Consider the following 20,324-nt stretch of genomic DNA (forward strand, 5'->3'; position numbering starts at 1 on the left):
GTGTGATTCAATCCGGTTTCCTAAAGCCGTAAACGGGAGAGGGAGGGAAAAGAGTGACACAAGAAGCAAACAAAGTTATTGTTCACATCTTTGGCGAACAACACGCGATCAAAGGAAAAGGTTCGGAGGATTATATCAGAAGCCTTGCTTATGATGTGGATAGACGGATGAAAGAGGTGTCCTTGAAGTATCCCCTTCTGGCCGCACACCAGGTGGCTGTTCTGGTCTCTCTCAATATGGCGGATGAAATCGCCAAGCTGAAAGAAGAACAAAAAACAGTATTGGATATGCTGGGAGAAAAGACGGAGCTCTGAAAAAGGGCAGAAGATTTGTTTCCGGCAGATTGACAATAGAAGATAAAGGGGATGAAACGAAAATAGTGTTCGTCGCATCCCTTTTTATTTTCCGGAATATCTTTAACGGGGCAATACCCAGGAGGCACCAACTTCCTGAATAGCCAATTTTTCCATTTGTCCGGCGGCGGCCTGGCGGAAACGCAATATAGGCTCATCCATCGGCTCTTTAGATAATTTAAATGTTCCCCAATGCATGGGAATGATCCATTTCGCTGATATTTCCTCAATCATTTTCCAGGCCTGTTCAGGCGTAGCATGGCTATGTTCAAACGATTTGGGAGAATAAGCGGCAATACCCATAATCGCCAGGTCGATGGATATTCCCTTGAGCTGTTGGGCAATGAGAGTTGTATATCCGGTATCACCGCCAAAGAAAATATTGACTCCGTTTTTGGAGAGCAGGAAACTGTTCGCTGTCATTTCTTTATTCCAGGGTAAACGCGCTCCCCAATGCTTTCCTTCGATCGCTCTGATGTTAACTCCCGATAAAGAAATATTTTCCTGCCAATGGATTTCTTCTATGGAGCGAAAATTCATGTCTTGCCATAGATGCCTGGTATTTCTAGCCGTGAGGGAAACGGTATGTTCAGATTGCAGACAACGTAAAGTAGGGTAGTCGAAATGATCGGTATGAGCATGAGAAACGAGGAGGAGATCAATTGGCCCAACATCACCGGCACTTAGAGGAGCAGCGATATAACGACTGGGGCCAATCGTTTTATTCCCGACAGGGGTGAGGCCTATGCGTGGGCTTAAAGCAGGGTCGAGAATAATTTTGGTGCCGAAAAAATTGAGCAAAAAGCTGGCGTGACCAAGCCAGGCAATGGTAACCTCATGATCGGACCAGTTTTTCGGAGTCAGGATAGGATTAGGCATAGAAGTTTCACCTGTTAAAAGTTTTTTTATCAAATCCAGTATAATATACAATTGTTATTATTTCCTTAATAGAGAATTTAATTTCTCAATAGAAATGGAATATTTGATTGCACCAAGGGTGATGATGCATAATAAGAAGAGAACAAACAAGCAGGGGAAGAGGAGCAAATGATTTATGGACGAACCCTTTAATCAGGGTAAAAGAACAAAAAGGCTGGAGCTTTTAGCCCCGGCAGGGAACGATGAAGCGTTCAGGGCTGCAGTTGAAAATGGAGCCGATGCTGTTTATTTGGGGGGCAAAATGTTTAATGCCCGGGCTTCTGCCGATAATTTCGGGCTGGAGGAACTGAAAAAAGCACTGACTTATGCTCATGACAGAGATGTAAAAATATATATAACAGTCAATACCTTAATCGCTGATCAGGAATTTCCGCAGTTTGTCGAATATCTTTTCCACTTGCACCGCATGGGGGCTGATGCCGTAATTATTCAGGATTTTGGGGCCGCTTTCTTAATCAGCAAGGTTTTGCCGGAGATGAAGATGCATGCCAGTACTCAAATGACCCAGAATAATAGTATGGGGCTGCCCTTGCTGCAAGAATTGGGCTTTTCCAGGGTTGTTCTGGCAAGAGAAGCTGCTTTGAAGGAAATCAGCGAGATTACGGCAAGAACACCAATGGAAGTAGAAGTGTTCGGACATGGAGCATTATGTATTGCTTATTCCGGCCAATGCTTGATGTCAAGCTATATCGGAGGGCGCAGCGGCAATCGCGGAAGATGTGCCCAACCGTGCCGGATGGCCTATCAGCTGGTTGACAGAGAGGGCCGAAACAGGTCAATGATAAATAAAGGAGGAGAACATCTGTTAAGTCCTCGCGATTTATGCCTTATCGACCATCTGGCTGAGCTCAAGGAAGCCGGTGTGCAATCCATAAAAATTGAAGGAAGAATGAAAAGACCGGAATATGTGGCAACTGTTGTACGGATTTACCGGCAGGCGATTGATGCCCTTGAAGGAGAAGCCAAACCTTTTGGGGAGAAAGAAAAAAGAGAATTGCTGCAGGTTTTCAATAGAGATTTTACAACGGGATACCTTTATAATCGGCCTGGAAAAGAACTGATGAGTTTCAGCAGGCCGAATAATCGGGGAACCAGATTAGGCAGAGTGGTAGAAGCCCGGGCCGGAAGGCTGGTGCTTAAGCTTGAAGCCCCTCTTTCACCAGGCGACGGAATTGAAATCTGGACATCTAAGGGACGGGAAGGAATTTCTGTTCGCAGAATTTATGATCAGACAGGTAAACAAGAGATCGCGTCAGCTCTTGCGGGAGAGACTGTACAACTGGATTTTACAGGCAGTGTACATCATGGGGACCGGATATTTAAGACAAATGATGCCGAACTGATGGGGAAGGCCCGTCTGAGCATGCGTGAAGGGAAGGAAGCCCGCAGAAATCCGCTTAAGTTCACGATATCAGGATCTCAAGGACAAAGGCTGATGTTGAAGGCTTCTGATGGAGAGAGACAAGTAACCATCCAATCTCAGATGCCGGCAGAAGAAGCAATGAATAAACCTCTGACTTCGGAATATTTGCAAAAACAGCTGGGCAGGCTGGGGGGGACTCCATATTATCTTGAGGAATTGACCAACGACCTCAGCGGCAATATCATTGTCCCGGTTAAAGAACTGAACGAAATGAGAAGAATGGCTGTAGAAAAACTAATCAGGCTGAAAAAACCGGAAGTGATGGTCATTCCGGGCAATATTTTTGATGAGAGAATGAGGGTCTTTGCTGAAGAAAGTAAATTACAAAAGATTGATTTACCGCAGAGGAGGCTGTTAACTGTTGCCGTAAGTACCACTGAGCAGGTTGAAGCAGCAGTCAAAGCGGGTGCGGATAGTATTCTTATCGGCGGGGAACAGTGGCGGTCCAAAAGAAAAATGGATTTGAATGAACTTCAAAAAGCGGCGGAGATTTGCCGGAGGAAAGGAAAAAAGCTTGTCTGGAGGCTGCCGAGAATTTTGAATGAAGGACAGGCAGATGCCCTGAAAAGGACAATGAAGGAGGTCGCCCTGCTGAAAAACAGGCCTGCTGTTATGGCGGCAAATCTGGCCGGTTTGCAAATGGCGCTGGAAACAGATCCGCATTGGGAGGTCCAGACAGATTATTTCCTTCATGTATTTAATCAAAAAGCCTATCATTACCTTGTCCATAAAGGAGTATCCAGTGTTACCCTATCAACTGAACTTAACAGCGGGCAAATCATGGAGATTGCTAAAACCGGTAATGTTCAGATGATGGTATTTGGGGATATGGAGATGATGGTCAGTGAGTTTTGCCTGGCAGAAGCCCTTCTGAGTCCGGCAGACACGGAAAACGGGCCAAAAACCGGAAAGTGTTCTGTTCCCTGTTCTAAAGGAGGTTTATTTCTGAAAGATCGCATGAATTACCTATTTCCGCTAGAATCGGACCGGGAATGCCGCATGCATATTTTTAATGCCCGGAGGTTAAATTTATTGACTGAATTGGGTAAGATTGCAGAACTGAAGGTGAAGAATATTCGTCTCGAACTTGTCCGTGCTGATGAAAATCAAACAAAAATGTGTGTGGAAATCTTCAGGGAGGCATGGCAGAACCTTGGCACAAAAACCGTGGAGGAGAAAACTGTAGTCAGGGGGATGAGTGAATTGGAAAGGCTGTTTGGCGGAGGATTTACTAAAGGACATTTTTATAGAGGGGTGCTTGGATAACGTGGAGCTGTCGGAAAGAGTATTGGGAAAACTTGATTTTATGAAAATAAAAGAACAGCTTAGCGGCTATTGTATTTTGGCCCGGGCTAAGGAGATGGTGGAAGGGCTTGTTCCCAGCTCCGAAATCAGGGAAGTTCGCAACAGGCTGAGGGAAACAGATGAAGCAAAAATCCTGCTTCGCTTCAATCCGCTATTTTCCGTCAGAGGGGCAAAAGAAATCAGGCCCAGTGTGGAACGTTGTGCAAGAGGAGGGATACTCCAGCCGGAGGAATTGCTTGAAATAAAAGATACCGTACGGGTTGCCCGGCAGGTCAAAAATATCCTCACAGAGGATGGAACGGCTAAGAGTAATGTTGCAGAACTATTTTCTCTCCGGGGTATCGTTTCAGAGGTTGCGCCGCAGAAACCCCTGGAGGATGAAATATCCCGCTGTATCAATGAGGATGGCAAAATCGACGATAAAGCTTCTGAGGATCTTGCCAAGATCAGGCGTATGATTACGGGGATTCACCAACGTCTTAAAGATGTTTTAGATGGGATTATGCGTAATCCCGCCACTCAAAAAATGCTGCAGGACCGCGTAATTACGACCAGGGGAGACCGGTATGTTGTTCCGGTCAAGCAGGAATACGGCTCGGCATTTAATGGAATTGTTCATGACCAATCGGCCAGTGGAGCGACGTTGTTTATCGAGCCTGCCGCAGTTGTCCAACTGGGAAACGAACTTCGAGAAGCGGTTCTTCGCGAAAATCGGGAAGTCCAGCGGATTCTTCAGCAGCTGACGGCAATTGTGGCAGTCAAAGTGGACGAAATCGCAGCTTCTTTCGAAGCTTTGGCCAGATTGGATTTTGTTCTGGCCAAAGCTTTATTAAGTGATAAAATGAATGCCGGGTCACCTCTGGTTTTGAACAAGCCTCAGATCAAACTCAATAAAGCCAGGCATCCGCTGTTAAGCGGAAAGGTTGTTCCTCTGAGTATCGAACTGGGGGAAGATTTTAATATTTTGGTCATTACCGGTCCCAATACGGGTGGAAAAACCGTGACCTTAAAGACGGTTGGACTGATGTCAGTCATGATGCAGTCAGGATTACATATTCCAGCTGAAAGTGATTCGAAGCTAGGGGTATTCCGGAAAATTTTTATTGACATCGGCGATGAGCAGAGTGTAGAGCAGTCTTTAAGCACCTTCTCGGGGCATCTGAAGAATATTGTGGGGATTGTGAAAGAGGCTGATGACAAATCCCTTGTTCTTTTTGATGAAATAGGAGCCGGAACTGATCCGGCCGAGGGCGCCGCTTTAGCAATGGCGATTATCAGCGAATTGCTTGACAGGGGCTGCAGGGGGATTGCGACCACCCATTACGGGACCCTGAAAACCTTTGCCTATAACACAGCGGGGCTCGAAAATGCTTCTGTAGAATTCGATCCTGAAACCTTATCCCCAACGTATCGGTTGATGATAGGAATACCGGGGAGGAGCAACGCGTTCAGTATTGCCGAAAGACTTGGCCTGCAAAAAAACATTTTAGATTTGGCCAAAACATATATCTCCGAGCGTCAAATGAAGGTATCTGATCTTTTGGAGAATCTTGAAGAGACCCAAAGAGAGATCGAACTTGGTAAGCTGAAAATTCAGGAAGAACTGCAGAAAGTAACCCGGGAGAATGCCCAAATCGCAGAGAAAGCCCGGTTAATGGACGAAAAATACGAAGAGATCGTGCAAAAAGCTAAAGAAGAAGCAATGGAAATTGTCCGTGGCTCTAAGCACGAGGCGGAAAAAGTGATCCTGGAAATTAAGGAAGCCCAAAAAGAAGAGCAGAAGAAACAGCAGGCAGCAATAGAAAAAGCGAGGCAAGGCCTGAAAAAACTTTCAGAAGGTCTATATAGCGGCAAGGAACGGTCGGGAGGCAACCTCAGGCCGGAACAAGTCAAGCCCGGCCAATTGGTCTATTTGCCTAACCTCCGTCAAAAGGGTCAAGTGATCACAAAGCCTGATCATAATGGAGAAGTTGTTGTCCAAGCCGGGATCCTGAAAATATCTGTATCGATAAGCGAGATCAGAATAATCGATGAAACCAGAAAGGCAGAACATTTTGAAAAGACCATTCGTGGCAGTATGGGCTTGAGTAAAGCAGTCACCCTGCGCAGTGAAGTGGATCTGAGAGGCAGAATGGTCGATGAAGCTGAGGGGATTCTGGATAAGTATCTTGATGATGCAGTTTTGACAGGCATCAACCAGGTCAGTATTATCCATGGTAAAGGCACAGGTTCACTGAGAAATGGAGTACACCAATTCCTGAAGAGACATCCTCATGTTGTAAGCTTCAGATTGGGGGAATACGGAGAAGGGGACTCGGGAGTGACCATAGTGGATCTTAAATAGCAAATATCGGCAGGAAAAAGGACGTTTGTAATCATTGAACGAGAACATGCCTGAGGATTTTTGTTCATGAGTCAGACAAAGAGGCGCACCTGATCCAAGTCATCAGGTGCGCCTCTTTGTCTCTATTGCCAGGCAGGCAGTGTTTTCATGATATTCCGGGCTGTCTCATCAGCCACTTCTTTGTTCAAGCCTTGAGTTTTCATGATAAATGAGGAAAATCCGTCCAGTTTTTCAGTGTATGATTGCATTGATCCGTCTGGCCGCGCACAGTGGACGCAATAGTCCTTTGAAAGATCTCCTGCCGCGAACTCGGAAGCATCTTTCATGGGCATTCCGCAGGCAATACATGTTTTCATCAAATTCACTCCTAAATCTTTTTTATGTTGAGACGAAACAGGTGAAATCGAGACCAAGTGATCAAATCAGAGAATCTAATTTGAAGAAAATTAAACGAGAGTGACAAGTCGGTATCTTCAGCAGGGATTTGCTTGAGAAAAGCTTTTCGTGATTAATTGGCAATAGTAAGCCAACAGTTCCTTCCCGCAGTTTTTCAGAACAGATTCTCCCGGCGCAAAAAGGTCATGATTGGCTAAGTAATAGTGGATAAGGGCAATCCACCCGTTAAAAATCAGATGAATAGGAAGAGCACGATCATCTTGAGCACAAAACTGGCGTTCGATAGCCTGACCTAAATGAAAGGAGACACAGGATTGAATCATGACAAGGGTATCTCTGGCTTCAAGGGGCAACAAGCTTTGTTCGCTGACTAACCTGGAGTAAAAAGGCTCAAATTCAATCAATCCTTTTAAATGAGCGGCAAACACATCTCGAACAGAAGCGTTTTCCGCAAGAAGATCATGGAGCCTGGTGGCGATTTGAGATCCAAACGCATTGATGACGGAAATAAAAATATCTTTCTGGGTGGGGAAATGAACAAAAATGGTTCCGTGAGAAACATTTGCAGCTCTGGCTATTTCGGCAGTGGTCGTATGAACAAAACCGTTCTCCCCATAAAGCGTTAGAGCAACATTAATGATGCGTGTGCGAGTCTCTTCTTTCTGCTGTTTGCGTATGGCCATAAACGATGATGACTCCTAACTCAGTGAGTATATACTCATTATATTATTGCAGGGCTTTTTTGTCAATCTGATTTAAAGGCAGATCAACAGTAAAGATTGTGCCTTTACTAAGGTCGCTTGATACCTTGATGGTTCCATTATGGCTTCTAGTGATCCATTCAGCGATGGAAAGACCGAGACCTGTGCCGCCCTGAGCCCGGGAGCGAGACTTGTCTACCCTGTAGAACCGCTCAAAAATCTTTTCCAGGTGCTCTCTGGGAATTCCTTCTCCGGTATCCGAGACAATCAGCTCTGCGTGGGAAGCTTTTTTGCGCAAGTCGATACTGACGGTTCCGCCCGGAGAAGTGTGTTTTATGGCATTATCCAGAAGAATGACGGTAAGCTGCTTGATTTTATTCTCATCTCCGGCAAATGCCGGTATTGAATCATAGCTGGTGATCAGAGCAATATTCTTTTTGTTTGCCATTGATTCCAAAGGAGCGGTTGTTTCTCGGAGAGCCTGATCAAGAGAAAAAGTCGTCTTTTCCAGAATCAAAGCATCGGAATCAGCTCTGGCTAAAAATAAGAGATCGTCAACAAGAGTGGACATGCGTTTGGTCTCTGATTCAATGTAACCAAGCCATTTTTCTTGATTTTCTATAGTTTCCTGAGGGTTTCCCTGAACAAGTTCCAGGTTTGTTCTGATGATGGTTAGCGGAGTCCTTAATTCGTGTGAGGCATCGGCGACAAATTCCTGCTGGCGCCGCCAGGTTTTTTGGATGGGGGCCATCGCTTTATCCGCCAGGAAACGTCCGCCGAAGAAAGCCAAAATCAGATAGATTAACCCGGCAAGACCTAAGGTCAGCATAAGAAAACCGAGCATGGATTTCTCTCTGTCATAGCTGGCAAAAGAGATCAGCAAACTCTGACCGCTTTGGTTTTGAGTAATCTGATAAATATAGGATTGGTTCATGATTTTTATCTCGCCCCGGAGACTTTTCCCGGTAAGAACTGTATTGACAATCTGAGGAAGTCTATCAGGTTGGAAGGGCAGGTCTGTCAGAGAAAGAATGATGTTGCCGGTAAGGTCAGTTTTGAGAATAAAATATTCAAAATTACTGGTAGGATATTTGTTGTTTTGATTATCCGGAACTTGATAGCCCAGGTCCGCGCTGATCAGTTGGAGGATTTGTTGAGTCTGGTTCATCATTTGAACCTTCACAATGACATAAGTACTTACCCCGAACAGCAATAGAAAAACAAAGATTACGCCCAGATTGATCAAAGTAAGTTTCAGGCGAAGTCTTTTGAACATTTTTAAACCTCCTTCAGAGAGTAGCCGATACCTCTGATCGTTTCAATCCGAATGCTGTCCGAGGGTATTTTCCGGCGCAGGTAGTGAATGTACAATTCAACGGTGCCAGTCTCCACCTCTGAATCCAAACCCCAAACTCTGTCTAATATTTGTTCTTTAGTCAAGACTTGACCGGCATGACGAAGAAGAAGATCAAGAAGAAGAGATTCCTTAAGAGTAAGCTTTATTTTTTCTTCTCCGCAAATGATCTCTCCCTGTAAAGGATCAAAAACAATATCTCCGAGAGACAATTTTTCATTGGGAAGAAGAACATTGGATTTCCGTCTGGATAAAGCCCTGATTCGTGCTAAAAGCTCTTCTGAAGCAAACGGTTTGACCAGATAATCATCTGCACCGGAGTCCAGACCGATCACCCTGTCCTGGACGGAATCTTTAGCAGTGAGGAGAATAATGGCAATATCTATTTTTTTCAGCCGAAGGTTTTTCAGAACAGTAATCCCATCTCTTTCGGGAAGCATCCAATCAAGAATGATGAGATCGTAAACCCCAGATTCTGCCATATCCTGTCCGGTTTCACCATCGTAGGCAATATCTACCCCGTATTTATTTTTTTTGAGGATATAAGCCAGGGCTTCGGCCAGCTTTTCTTCATCCTCAACAAGAAGGAGTCTCATATTGATCACCTCAGTTTATTTTAGCGAATTTATTTTTGTAATTGATTAGGATTTTAATCGATTCTATAAGAAAATTCAAAGTAAATATTTGCCCAAAAGAAACAAGACGCCTCAGCTTGAATGAAGACGTCTTGTTCTTGTAAATCCGGTTATTGGATTTCTATGGTCTGGGCATTTGAGGGAGGACCAATATTGAACGTTGTGTTATCCATAAGCGCAGCCCAGAATGTATAGGTTCCGGAAACAATTTTACCGCTCGAATTCAGATCATAGAGAACTGTTCTTGAAGCGCCCTCGGAGGCAATCGTCTTAAGGCTGGATTGATCTGGTTGTTTCAGATAGACGATGATCGTATATTTGTCTGAATCAAATGTTCCGTCTACAGGCAAGGAGATGGTTTGTTTATGATTGCTGAGCTTTCCTAAAGAAGGAGTAGGGATATTGGTGTTGCCTGCGGGAGGGGAAGAATCAGGAGAATCCGGGGGAGAAGTGCCTGGAGGAGTAGAAGTATCTGAACCTGGAGCGCCCTGTTTGCCAGGCATCTTATAAGGTGCTTCATCACCAGGCCATGTTATACCCTCAGACCGGCCGGTAACATTAAGGACCAGTTTATCTATAGCATAAGGATCTTCTTCAGGTGCCAGGACATTTGGATTGGCCGGGTCTACCTTCACATTGATCCAGACATTGCTTGTGGTGACCGGAACATTATCGGCCGGGCAGATTTCTGTCGAAATGAATTGCTTTGGAGTCAGATTGCTGGGAAGGAAACCGGACTTCCTATCGAACTGTACGCTGGTAATACCCGCCGGCATGGCGATGCTGGATTGCGGTGTCAGTTCCGAATGGGCCACAGTCATGACCTTTTTCCATATAGTAGTCGGATAACTCCCCCCATAGACTTTATACAGATAATGATTTTTATCCGGATCAGAATCATAGCCCATCCAAACAACCCCGACAAATTTAGGACTATAGCCGACAAACCAGGCATCAGGGTTTCCGGATTTATTTCCATAAATATTCGGATCAAGAGATGTTGTTCCGGTTTTGCCGCAAATATACCAACCGGGCAAATTAGCCCTTGTGCCTGTTCCTGAAGTGACGACAGTACGAAGCAAATCATTCATCACATAGGCAGTAGTTTCCTTCATTACTCTTTGCTGCTTAAGAGTATTTTGGGCAATGACCTTACCATCCTGATCGGTAACCTTTACGATGGAATAAGGTTCGCTTTTTATGCCATTGGCCGGAAATGTCGCATAAGCTGAAGCCATGTCAAGAGTAGAGACCTGACAGGTGCCAAGGGACAAGCTCAGTACTTTATCCTTTTCGGTAAGTGGAAGCCCAAGCCTATTTTTGGCGAAGTCCCATGCATAATCAATGCCCAGTGCATTCATTAATTTTACAGCATAGACATTAACTGAATTATTCACTGCCGTACGCATGGTGATGAGGCCTTTCCAGCCGGAAGTCTCTGTATCATAGTCGACCGGAGCCCAGTAACCGCCGCTGCCGTCAGCGTAGCTGACCGGCATATCGTCAAAGACTGAGCCGGGATAGAAACTGCCTTTTTCAATGGCCGGTGAATAGACCGTTAAAGGCTTGATGGTTGATCCCGGTTGGCGGGTAGCCTGCCAGGCCCTGTTAAATCCCATTTGAGTAGTGTATTCTCTGCCGCCGACCATCGCAGCAATGGCACCTGTTTGAGGATCAAGTACAGTCATTGCACCCTGAACAATATTTGTGTTGTCTTTACTGGCGGGGAAGTTGTTGGGATCGGCAAAAGCGTCCTCGGCAGCCTGCTGTACCTTGGAGTTACAGGTGGTATAAATTTTTAGGCCGCCTTTATATATTTGATTGGGAGTAATGTTGTATGTTTTTTGCAATTCATTTATGACATAGTCCACATAGTAGGGATGGGTTTTCGTCAGTGTGTTTGCCTCAGTATATTTTACGGTTGCTTTTTTCTTTTTCACATCCTCAACAAAAGTAAAAGGTTCATTTTTGTATTCTTCATATTCTGCCGGGGTAATGATATTATTGTCCCTCATCACGCTAAGAACAATAGTCCGCCTTTGTTCAGCTTTTTCGGGATCTACATAGGGATCATAAGCACTTGGAGCCTGAGGAAGTCCTGCCAGAAGAGCTATCTCGGCAGGGTTAAGGTCTTTTAATTCTTTTCCGAAATACGTCTGGGCTGCGGTTCTGATGCCAAAAGAGGATTCACCAAAGAAAATTCGATTAAGATAAAAGGTTAAAATTTCATCTTTAGTATAATTTTTTTCTATTTTAAGGGACAGAATCAGTTCCTGAATTTTGCGTTCAATAGTTTTGGTTTGCGGGTCGGAAATAAAGGCGTTTTTGGCAAGCTGCATAGTTAACGTGCTGCTTCCTTCAACATATGAGCGCGCACGAATATCAATCATAATTGCCTTTACTAAACGAATCGGATCAAGTCCATGGTGTTCATAAAAACGTTTATCTTCCACAGCGATAACAGTCTTTTTCACCATATCGGGTATTTCTTCGAATTTTACCGGCAATCTGTTTTCATCAGCATGAAGCTGGGCAATTTGTTCTGAATTCGCGTCATAGACAATTGAAGATTGATTTTGACTGTAAAGCATCTGGGGATCCCAGGCGGGAGTTTTTGCGATAGCGTAAATTGTGTAGCCGCCAACAATGATGCTTGAACAAATCAATATCGTAAGTATGGTCAGCAGTATTATTTTTTTCGGGGGCAAATTACCTTTCCTTTTTGCTGAGGGAATTCTTCGGTTTTTTAAGTTGCCGGATTCCGGAAATTTATTTCCGGAGTTTTTTTGATCAGCCATCTTTTTTCCTCCTGTTTGAGAGAGTAACCGGAACAAGTTTCGCTAGTTGCTTGTGTAAGTGCGATAAATCAGCGTTGTGTCTAAGTGCACGAAAAGCAAAAGTTTTTGGTCAATGGACTAAGATAATATTTTTTTATCTGCTATTATAGCATACTTTATATTATGGCAAAAACATTGTTCATCCTGTATCGGTTGCCATAAGAGCGCTTTAAAAGTATAATAATTCTTACAAAATCAGAGAGAAAGCGAAAGGGATGTTGGTGTTGGCAAATCTAGATCAAGAGGTTGCGAAACAAATGGAAATACTTTCTACGGGAACTGCCGAGATTGTTCCCGTAGAAGAATTAAGAAATAAAATTAAAAATTCTCTGCAAAAGAACAAGCCTTTAAGAATAAAATTGGGACTTGACCCAACGGCCCCTGATATACACTTGGGCCATACAGTACCATTATATAAAATGAAACAGTTTCAAGATCTCGGACATCAAGCCGTGATCATTATTGGAGACTTCACCGCCAAAATTGGAGATCCCTCCGGCAAATCCGAAACACGCAAGCCAATGACAGAAGAGCAGGTGCAACATAATGCCCAAACGTATAAAGAACAAATCTTTAAGATCCTTGATCCGGACAAAACAAGAGTAGAATTTAATTCTTCATGGCTTTCCAACATGACTTTTTCAGATGTCATTAAACTTGCATCTTGCACTACTGTTGCCAGAATGTTAGAGAGAGATGACTTTGCTAAAAGATATGCCGAAGAAAGACCGATTAGTATTCATGAATTTTTTTATCCTTTAATGCAGGGCTATGATTCCGTAGCATTACAAGCCGATGTCGAGCTTGGCGGTACGGATCAAAAATTTAATCTCCTTATGGGCAGAACTTTGCAAAAGGAATTTGGACAGGAGCCGCAAGTAGCACTTACCACCCCGATTCTTGAGGGGCTGGATGGGGTACATAAAATGAGTAAAAGCTTAGGGAATTATATTGGTGTTTATGAAGCCCCGCGGGAGATGTTTGGCAAAACCATGTCCATGCCGGATGAAATCATGATTCGATATTTTGAATTGATTACAGCTGTTCCCGTTTTGGACATACGTCGTCTGGAGCAGGGATTGCAAGATGGATCAGTTCATCCCCGTGATTTAAAAATGAGGCTTGGGTGGGAAATCGTTCATATTTATCATGGCAAAAAGCAAGCGGATGAAGCCAAGGAAGAATTTATTAAAATGTTTCAGAGAAAAGAAGCGCCGGATGAAATGCCGGAGATCAGTATCGCTCAGATTGGACTTGAAAGTGGCGTCACAGATATGGTATCCATCCTGGTCAGTGCCGGGCTGGTTCCAAGTCGTGGAGAAGCCCGCAGGCTGATTGAACAGGGCGGAGTCAGAATAAATGATGAGAAAGTTTCTCAGGCTCAGTCCAGCCCAAGAATTAATCCCGGGGACGTCATCAAGGTTGGAAAGAGAAAGTTTGTTAAGATGGCACCTTAAATGCCGAATGATCATAGTATGTATAGGATTTAGGATTACTTACATTTGGATTCATGGAAAACAATGATTTTCTGCAATTTTTTTAGGTTTCTGGTTGACAGCCTTAAAACACCGTGATAATATAATAAAGCGCCTCAGGCCAGGGAGCCGAAAAAGCGGCGAAAGCAGGGGAGCGCAAGGTCATTGAAAACTGAACAGCAAGGAAAAAGACAAACAAGAACTCGTCAAAAAAAGAGAAACAAAAGCTAAGCGAAAAAGTAGAGCGAATTGGATTCTCATAAAAAGAAGAGAACACAGGGAGCAATCCGGTGTTTAAATAGGAACCACAAGTTCCGATTTTTATGGAGAGTTTGATCCTGGCTCAGGACGAACGCTGGCGGCGTGCCTAACACATGCAAGTCGAACGGAGAATATTGAGGAAGCTTGCGAATTGATATTCTTAGTGGCGAACGGGTGAGTAACGCGTGGGTAACCTGTCCTCATGACCGGAATAACAGTTGGAAACGACTGCTAATGCCGGATAAGCTTTTGGTAAGGCATCTTACCGGAAGGAAAGCTGGCCTCTGAATATGCTAGTGCAAGAGGGTGGACCCGCGTCTGATTAGCTGGTTGGTAGAGTAAAAGCCTACCAAGGCGACGATCAGTAGCCGGCCTGAGAGGGTAAACGGCCACACTGGGACTGAGACACGGCCCAGACTCCTACGGGAGGCAGCAGTGGGGAATCTTCCGCAATGGACGAAAGTCTGACGGAGCAACGCCGCGTGTATGAAGAAGGCTTTCGGGTTGTAAAGTACTGTTGTCAGGGACGAACCGTATATGTGTAAATAATGCATATACCTGACGGTACCTGACGAGGAAGCCCCGGCTAACTACGTGCCAGCAGCCGCGGTAATACGTAGGGGGCGAGCGTTGTCCGGAATTATTGGGCGTAAAGGGCGCGTAGGCGGCTGTATAAGTCTGATGTGAAAGTGCGGAGCTTAACTCCGTAAAGCATTGGAAACTGTACGGCTTGAGGACAGGAGAGGAAAGTGGAATTCCACGTGTAGCGGTGAAATGCGTAGATATGTGGAGGAACACCAGTGGCGAAGGCGACTTTCTGGACTGTAACTGACGCTGAGGCGCGAAAGCGTGGGGAGCGAACAGGATTAGATACCCTGGTAGTCCACGCCGTAAACGATGAGTGCTAGGTGTAGAGGGTATCGACCCCTTCTGTGCCGCAGTTAACACAATAAGCACTCCGCCTGGGGAGTACGGCCGCAAGGTTGAAACTCAAAGGAATTGACGGGGGCCCGCACAAGCGGTGGAGCATGTGGTTTAATTCGACGCAACGCGAAGAACCTTACCAAGGCTTGACATCTACAGAATCCCGAAGAGATTCGGGAGTGCCTTTCGGGGAACTGTAAGACAGGTGGTGCATGGTTGTCGTCAGCTCGTGTCGTGAGATGTTGGGTTAAGTCCCGCAACGAGCGCAACCCCTATATTTAGTTACTAACAGGTAAAGCTGAGGACTCTAGATAGACTGCCGGTGACAAACCGGAGGAAGGTGGGGATGACGTCAAATCATCATGCCCCTTATGTCTTGGGCTACACACGTGCTACAATGGGCGGTACAGACGGAAGCGAAGCCGAGAGGTGGAGCAAATCCGAGAAAGCCGTTCGTAGTTCGGATTGATCTCTGCAACTCGAGATCATGAAGTCGGAATCGCTAGTAATCGCAGGTCAGCACACTGCGGTGAATACGTTCCCGGGCCTTGTACACACCGCCCGTCACACCACGAAAGTTTGCAACACCCGAAGCCGGTGAGGTAACCTAAGGGAGCCAGCCGTCGAAGGTGGGGCAGATGATTGGGGTGAAGTCGTAACAAGGTAGCCGTATCGGAAGGTGCGGCTGGATCACCTCCTTTCTAGGGAGAACCGGACTTTAAGTAGTCCACTTCCAGGTCGGTGCATAGGGGATGGGCGTAAGAGCCTTAACCCTAGAGCAAGACGAGTTTAAGTTTGTCCATTCCGCTGTTTAGTTTTGAGTGACCGTAAAAAAATGGGCTTGTAGCTCAGCTGGTTAGAGCGCACGCCTGATAAGCGTGAGGTCGGTGGTTCGAGTCCACCCAGGCCCACCATTTATCAACAAAGACGTGGGGGTATAGCTCAGCTGGGAGAGCACCTGCCTTGCAAGCAGGGGGTCAGCGGTTCGATCCCGCTTACCTCCACCAAAACAATAAACGGTCAATCAAAAAGGAAGTTAAATGCTAACGTCATTCATGACGCATTTAACCAGACACATCCATGTGTCTAGAGTTCTTTTAGGTCGTTCCCGGACATCCGTGTCCTAGACGACACAAAGGGCATCCAGTTCTTTGAAAACTGCACAGAGAAAAAAGCGTAGGAAGAAGAATCTAACTGACTAATCCGTAAAAAGATTAGGAATAGGTCAAGATAGAAAGGGCATACGGTGGATGCCTAGGCGCTAAGAGTCGAAGAAGGGCGCGGTCAGCAGCGAAATGCCACGGAGAGCCGTAAGCAGGCGACGACCCGTGGGTACCCGAATGGGGCAACCCAACCGGAGTCATATCCGGTTATCACATAATGAATCCATAGTTATGTGAAGACAAGCCGGGGAACTGAAACATCTAAGTACCCGGAGGAAAAGAAAGAAAAATCGATTCCCTGAGTAGCGGCGAGCGAAAGGGGAAGAGCCCAAACCAGACTCTTCGGAGTGTGGGGTTGTAGGACTGCCAATAAAGAAGATAAACTTAGGCGAAGCGAACTGGAAAGTTCGGGCAAAGAAGGTAAAACCCCTGTAGGCGAAAAGTTTAGAATCGGAGGCAGGATCCTGAGTACCGCGGGGCACGAGGAATCCCGTGGGAAGCAGGGGGGACCACCCCCCAAGGCTAAATACTCCTTAGCGACCGATAGCGAACAAGTACCGTGAGGGAAAGGTGAAAAGCACCCCGGGAGGGGAGTGAAATAGAACCTGAAACCGTATGCTTACAAGCAGTCAAAGCACAAGCAATTGTGTGATGGCGTGCCTTTTGTAGAATGAACCGGCGAGTTGTGATATGCAGCGAGGTTAAGTATTAAAGATATGGAGCCGAAGCGAAAGCGAGTCTGAATAGGGCGTCGAGTTGCATGTTGCAGACCCGAAACCGTGTGATCTACCCATGGCCAGAGTGAAGGTGGGGTAAAACCCACTGGAGGCTCGAACCCACTGTCGTTGAAAAGGCAGGGGATGAGTTGTGGGTAGGGGTGAAATGCCAATCGAACACGGAAATAGCTGGTACTCCTCGAAATAGCTTTAGGGCTAGCCTCAATGAATGGTATCTGGGGGTAGAGCACTGAATAGGCTAGGGGCCTTATCGGTTACCGAACCTTATCAAACTGCGAATACCAGATATAAGAAATTGGGAGTCAGACTGTGGGGGCTAAGCTTCATAGTCAAAAGGGAAACAGCCCAGACCGACGGCTAAGGTCCCTAAGAGACGCTAAGTGGGAAAGGATGTGGAACCGCCCGGACAACCAGGATGTTGGCTCAGAAGCAGCCACCATTTAAAGAGTGCGTAATAGCTCACTGGTCGAGTGGTTCTGCGCCGAAAATGTAACGGGGCTCAAGCGTCACACCGAAGCCACGGCAAGGGATCGATTCATTAAGACTTCAGAAGAGAGAACGACATTAGAAATTTTGCCACAGAATAGAGAAAGAATAAGACAGAAGCAAAATTTCCAAATGGACTCAGGGAAAAAGCAAAGAGAGCTGAGGGTTTAATGAATCGATTCCTTGGGTAGAGGAGCATTGTCACAGCGTAGAAGTTGAACTGTAAAGTTTGGTGGAGCAGTGACAAGAGAGAATGCCGGTATGAGTATGCGAAAAGGAAGGTGAGAATCCTTCCCGCCGAAAATCCAAGGTTTCCTGGGGAAGGCTCGTCCGCCCAGGGTAAGTCGGGACCTAAGCTGAGGCCGAAAGGCGTAGGTGATGGACAATTGGTTGAAATTCCAATACCACCTTTGATTGTTTGAGCGATGGGGTGACACAGGAGGACAAAGCGAGCGTGTGACTGGTAGAGCACGTCCAAGCTGCAAGAGGGTGCTGCAGGCAAATCCGCAGCGCGAAACCTTGAGCAGTGATGGGGAGCGAAAAAAAGTAGCGAAGCGCAGAGTTCAAACTGTCAAGAAAAGCCTCTAGTGAGAGAGAAGGTGCCCGTACCGTAAACCGACACAGGTAGATGAGGAGAGAATCCTAAGGCGCGCGAGATAACCCTTGTTAAGGAACTCGGCAAAATGACCCCGTAACTTTGGGAGAAGGGGTGCTCTAGAAATAGAGCCGCAGAGAATCAGTCCAGGCGACTGTTTAACAAAAACACAGGTCCCTGCAAATCCGTAAGGAGAAGTATAGGGGCTGACGCCTGCCCGGTGCTGGAAGGTTAAGAGGAGATGTTAGCCGTAAGGCGAAGCATTGAATTGAAGCCCCAGTAAACGGCGGCCGTAACTATAACGGTCCTAAGGTAGCGAAATTCCTTGTCGGGTAAGTTCCGACCCGCACGAAAGGCGTAACGATCTGGACACTGTCTCAACAAGGGACTCGGCGAAATTGTAATACCCGTGAAGATGCGGGTTACCTGCGACAGGACAGAAAGACCCCATGGAGCTTTACTGTAGCTTGACATTGGATTTTGGTATAAAATGTACAGGATAGGTGGGAGGCAGAGAGCCGAGTACGCCAGTATTCGGGGAGCCGCCGGTGGGATACCACTCTTTTTGTACTGAAATTCTAACAAGTGTCCCTAAGCGGGACATTGGACATTGTCAGGCGGGCGGTTTGACTGGGGCGGTCGCCTCCTAAAGAGTAACGGAGGCGCCCAAAGGTTCCCTCAGCGCGGGTGGAAATCGCGCGAAGAGTGTAAAGGCAAAAGGGAGCTTAACAGAGAGACAAACAAGTCGAGCTGGTACGAAAGTAGGGCTTAGTGATCCGGTGGTACCGAGTGGAAGGGCCATCGCTCAACGGATAAAAGCTACCCTGGGGATAACAGGCTTATCTCCCCCAAGAGTTCACATCGACGGGGAGGTTTGGCACCTCGATGTCGGCTCATCACATCCTGGGGCTGTAGTAGGTCCCAAGGGTTGGGCTGTTCGCCCATTAAAGTGGTACGTGAGCTGGGTTCAGAACGTCGTGAGACAGTTCGGTCCCTATCCGTCGCAGGCGCAGGAAATTTGAGAGGATCTGTCCCTAGTACGAGAGGACCGGGATGGACGGATCACTGGTGTACCAGTTGTACCGCCAGGTGCATAGCTGGGTAGCTAAATCCGGATCGGATAAACGCTGAAAGCATCTAAGCGTGAAACCGGCCTTAAGATGAGATTTCCCATAGCGAAAGCTAGTAAGACCCCTGAAAGAAGATCAGGTAGATAGGCCGGAAGTGGAAGCACGGTGACGTGTGGAGCGGACCGGTACTAATCGGTCGAGGTCTTGACCTAAAGGAAGATAAAGAAACCTATGTAAAAAGCTCTGTGCAGTTTTGAAGGAACACAGCCAGGGATGGCAAAGGAATTTGAACATCCCGGATAAAGGCAAAGGCCTTCAAGTGATCTGGTGACAATACCGGAGGGGTACCACCCGTTCCCATCCCGAACACGGAAGTTAAGACCTCCAGGGGCGACGATACTTTACGGGAAAATAGCAGGTTGCCAGGTAAATGGAATCAAAAAACACCGCTATCTGAATGGTATAATCATACTATGTGGATAGGGTGTTTTTGATATATATGAAAGAATCAGGTATAGATCAAGTTCTTTTACAAATTTTTTTAGTTGAAAGATAAATTGCCATTAAGTGAATTTTTTATCATATGATTATGCAAGAATCTTTTCAACAGTACCTCAGAAGCTAAAATTTTATTGAATTCAAGATGACGATTAAGGAGAAAAACATGTCAACCCACATAGATAGTGAAATATCAGATAGAATAAGGACCTTACGCAGAGAACTCGTAGCTGTCAGTAAAGATATTTATGAGCGGAAGCTTTCTTCAGGAATCTGCGGCAATTTAAGCGCAAGAGTACCGGACTGTAAAAACCTAATGTTGATTAAGGCCAGCGGAAAGAGCTTTAAGGACATGGCCGAACATGATTTTCTGCTTGCGGATATGGAACAAAATTTATACGAGGGCGAAGGGAAACCTTCCATTGAAATAAAGTTTCATGCAGGCATTTACAAAGCCAGACCTGAAGTAAACGCTGTTATTCATGGCCATGCTTCCTATACGACAGCAGTAGGCACAATAATGAAAAGCCTAAAGGTAATAACGGTAGATGCGGAAGTTGGCTTAAAACAAATAGGGATAGTGGACTATGCGGAAGCCGGTTCAGCAGAATTGGCAGAGGGGGTTATCAATGTTTTTAAAATGGAGGAAATTAATGCGGCTTTGCTGCGAAGGCATGGATTCATAACCGTGGGGAAAGATATGAGGCAGGCATACTATCTTGCGGATACACTGGAGGAATATGCCAAGACGGCTTATTTGATGGAAATGTTATCACCAGGTTATACTAGTAAATGAATAACAATGACTGAGAGTATGATACTTTCATA

General features: G+C 45.8%; 11 protein-coding genes, 2 tRNA genes and 3 rRNA genes. 10 read left to right on the plus strand and 6 right to left on the minus strand.

Features of this window, described 5'->3' with window-relative positions:
- Positions 1-53 precede the first annotated feature (53 nt).
- On the plus strand, positions 54-314 hold the full coding sequence (locus tag SGLY_RS01345; RefSeq protein ID WP_013623494.1) for a cell division protein ZapA: 261 nt from the start codon (positions 54-56) through the stop codon (positions 312-314).
- Positions 315-416: 102 nt separating this feature from the next.
- Here SGLY_RS01345 and SGLY_RS01350 read toward each other — a convergent pair whose 3' ends face one another.
- Complete coding sequence (locus tag SGLY_RS01350) at positions 417-1,232, minus strand: MBL fold metallo-hydrolase (RefSeq protein ID WP_052298658.1); 816 nt, start codon at positions 1,230-1,232, stop codon at positions 417-419.
- Between the two features lie 175 nt (positions 1,233-1,407).
- Between SGLY_RS01350 and SGLY_RS01355 the strand changes: the two genes are divergently transcribed.
- Together SGLY_RS01355 and SGLY_RS01360 are read left to right on the plus strand one after the other, a co-directional pair.
- Entirely contained in the window at positions 1,408-3,981 is a 2,574-nt protein-coding gene (locus SGLY_RS01355) for a U32 family peptidase (protein WP_013623496.1), read from the plus strand.
- A gap of 1 nt (position 3,982) precedes the next feature.
- Positions 3,983-6,364, plus strand: a complete 2,382-nt coding sequence (locus SGLY_RS01360; RefSeq protein WP_013623497.1) for an endonuclease MutS2 — start codon at positions 3,983-3,985, stop codon at positions 6,362-6,364.
- A 122-nt stretch (positions 6,365-6,486) separates the two neighbouring features.
- Here the strand turns inward: SGLY_RS01360 and SGLY_RS01365 are convergent, their stop codons facing one another.
- The 5 genes from SGLY_RS01365 to SGLY_RS01385 all read right to left on the minus strand — a co-directional run bounded on the left by SGLY_RS01365 (position 6,487) and on the right by SGLY_RS01385 (position 12,248).
- Positions 6,487-6,720, minus strand: coding sequence for a zinc ribbon domain-containing protein (locus SGLY_RS01365; RefSeq protein ID WP_013623498.1), 234 nt, complete (start codon positions 6,718-6,720; stop codon positions 6,487-6,489).
- A gap of 117 nt (positions 6,721-6,837) precedes the next feature.
- Positions 6,838-7,443 carry a TetR/AcrR family transcriptional regulator gene (locus SGLY_RS01370; RefSeq protein WP_013623499.1) on the minus strand — a complete coding sequence of 202 codons (606 nt, stop codon included), beginning with the start codon at positions 7,441-7,443 and terminating at the stop codon, positions 6,838-6,840.
- 43 nt (positions 7,444-7,486) lie between these two features.
- Entirely contained in the window at positions 7,487-8,737 is a 1,251-nt protein-coding gene (locus SGLY_RS01375) for a sensor histidine kinase (RefSeq protein ID WP_013623500.1), read from the minus strand.
- Between the two features lie 2 nt (positions 8,738-8,739).
- Positions 8,740-9,411 carry a response regulator transcription factor gene (locus SGLY_RS01380; protein WP_013623501.1) on the minus strand — a complete coding sequence of 224 codons (672 nt, stop codon included), beginning with the start codon at positions 9,409-9,411 and terminating at the stop codon, positions 8,740-8,742.
- Between the two features lie 149 nt (positions 9,412-9,560).
- Positions 9,561-12,248, minus strand: coding sequence for a transglycosylase domain-containing protein (locus SGLY_RS01385; RefSeq protein ID WP_013623502.1), 2,688 nt, complete (start codon positions 12,246-12,248; stop codon positions 9,561-9,563).
- 254 nt (positions 12,249-12,502) lie between these two features.
- Here SGLY_RS01385 and tyrS point away from each other — a divergent pair, with 254 nt between their 5' ends.
- The 7 genes from tyrS (at position 12,503) to SGLY_RS01420 (ending at position 20,292) form a co-directional block, all read left to right on the plus strand.
- On the plus strand, positions 12,503-13,744 hold the full coding sequence (gene tyrS / locus SGLY_RS01390) for a tyrosine--tRNA ligase (protein WP_013623503.1): 1,242 nt from the start codon (positions 12,503-12,505) through the stop codon (positions 13,742-13,744).
- Between the two features lie 338 nt (positions 13,745-14,082).
- Positions 14,083-15,648: ribosomal RNA gene (locus tag SGLY_RS01395) — 16S ribosomal RNA — on the plus strand.
- A gap of 136 nt (positions 15,649-15,784) precedes the next feature.
- Positions 15,785-15,861 (plus strand) — tRNA-Ile (locus tag SGLY_RS01400).
- A gap of 17 nt (positions 15,862-15,878) precedes the next feature.
- Positions 15,879-15,954: transfer RNA gene (locus tag SGLY_RS01405), tRNA-Ala, on the plus strand.
- A gap of 216 nt (positions 15,955-16,170) precedes the next feature.
- Positions 16,171-19,210, plus strand: a 23S ribosomal RNA gene (locus SGLY_RS01410).
- 111 nt (positions 19,211-19,321) lie between these two features.
- Positions 19,322-19,426 (plus strand): 5S ribosomal RNA (rrf, locus tag SGLY_RS01415).
- The 16S, 23S and 5S rRNA genes sit together here with 2 tRNA genes alongside, the layout of an rRNA operon.
- Before the next feature lie 236 nt (positions 19,427-19,662).
- Positions 19,663-20,292: a class II aldolase/adducin family protein gene (locus SGLY_RS01420; protein ID WP_013623504.1), complete on the plus strand. Its 630-nt coding sequence runs from the start codon at positions 19,663-19,665 to the stop codon at positions 20,290-20,292.
- Positions 20,293-20,324 lie beyond the last annotated feature (32 nt).

It is taken from the genome of Syntrophobotulus glycolicus DSM 8271 (genome assembly GCF_000190635.1).
In the GTDB taxonomy this organism is placed as follows: Bacteria; Bacillota; Desulfitobacteriia; order Desulfitobacteriales; family Syntrophobotulaceae; genus Syntrophobotulus; species Syntrophobotulus glycolicus.

Excerpts from the sequence above, each read along its gene's own strand:
- SGLY_RS01375 (WP_013623500.1), bottom strand. The coding sequence starts at position 8,737 with ATGTTCAAAAGACTTCGCCTGAAACTTACTTTGATCAATCTGGGCGTA.
- SGLY_RS01385 (WP_013623502.1), bottom strand. The coding sequence starts at position 12,248 with ATGGCTGATCAAAAAAACTCCGGAAATAAATTTCCGGAATCCGGCAAC.
- SGLY_RS01355 (WP_013623496.1), top strand. The coding sequence starts at position 1,408 with ATGGACGAACCCTTTAATCAGGGTAAAAGAACAAAAAGGCTGGAGCTT.
- SGLY_RS01370 (WP_013623499.1), bottom strand. The coding sequence starts at position 7,443 with ATGGCCATACGCAAACAGCAGAAAGAAGAGACTCGCACACGCATCATT.
- SGLY_RS01420 (WP_013623504.1), top strand. The coding sequence starts at position 19,663 with ATGTCAACCCACATAGATAGTGAAATATCAGATAGAATAAGGACCTTA.
- SGLY_RS01365 (WP_013623498.1), bottom strand. The coding sequence starts at position 6,720 with ATGAAAACATGTATTGCCTGCGGAATGCCCATGAAAGATGCTTCCGAG.
- tyrS (WP_013623503.1), top strand. The coding sequence starts at position 12,503 with ATGTTGGTGTTGGCAAATCTAGATCAAGAGGTTGCGAAACAAATGGAA.
- SGLY_RS01380 (WP_013623501.1), bottom strand. The coding sequence starts at position 9,411 with ATGAGACTCCTTCTTGTTGAGGATGAAGAAAAGCTGGCCGAAGCCCTG.
- SGLY_RS01350 (WP_052298658.1), bottom strand. The coding sequence starts at position 1,232 with ATGCCTAATCCTATCCTGACTCCGAAAAACTGGTCCGATCATGAGGTT.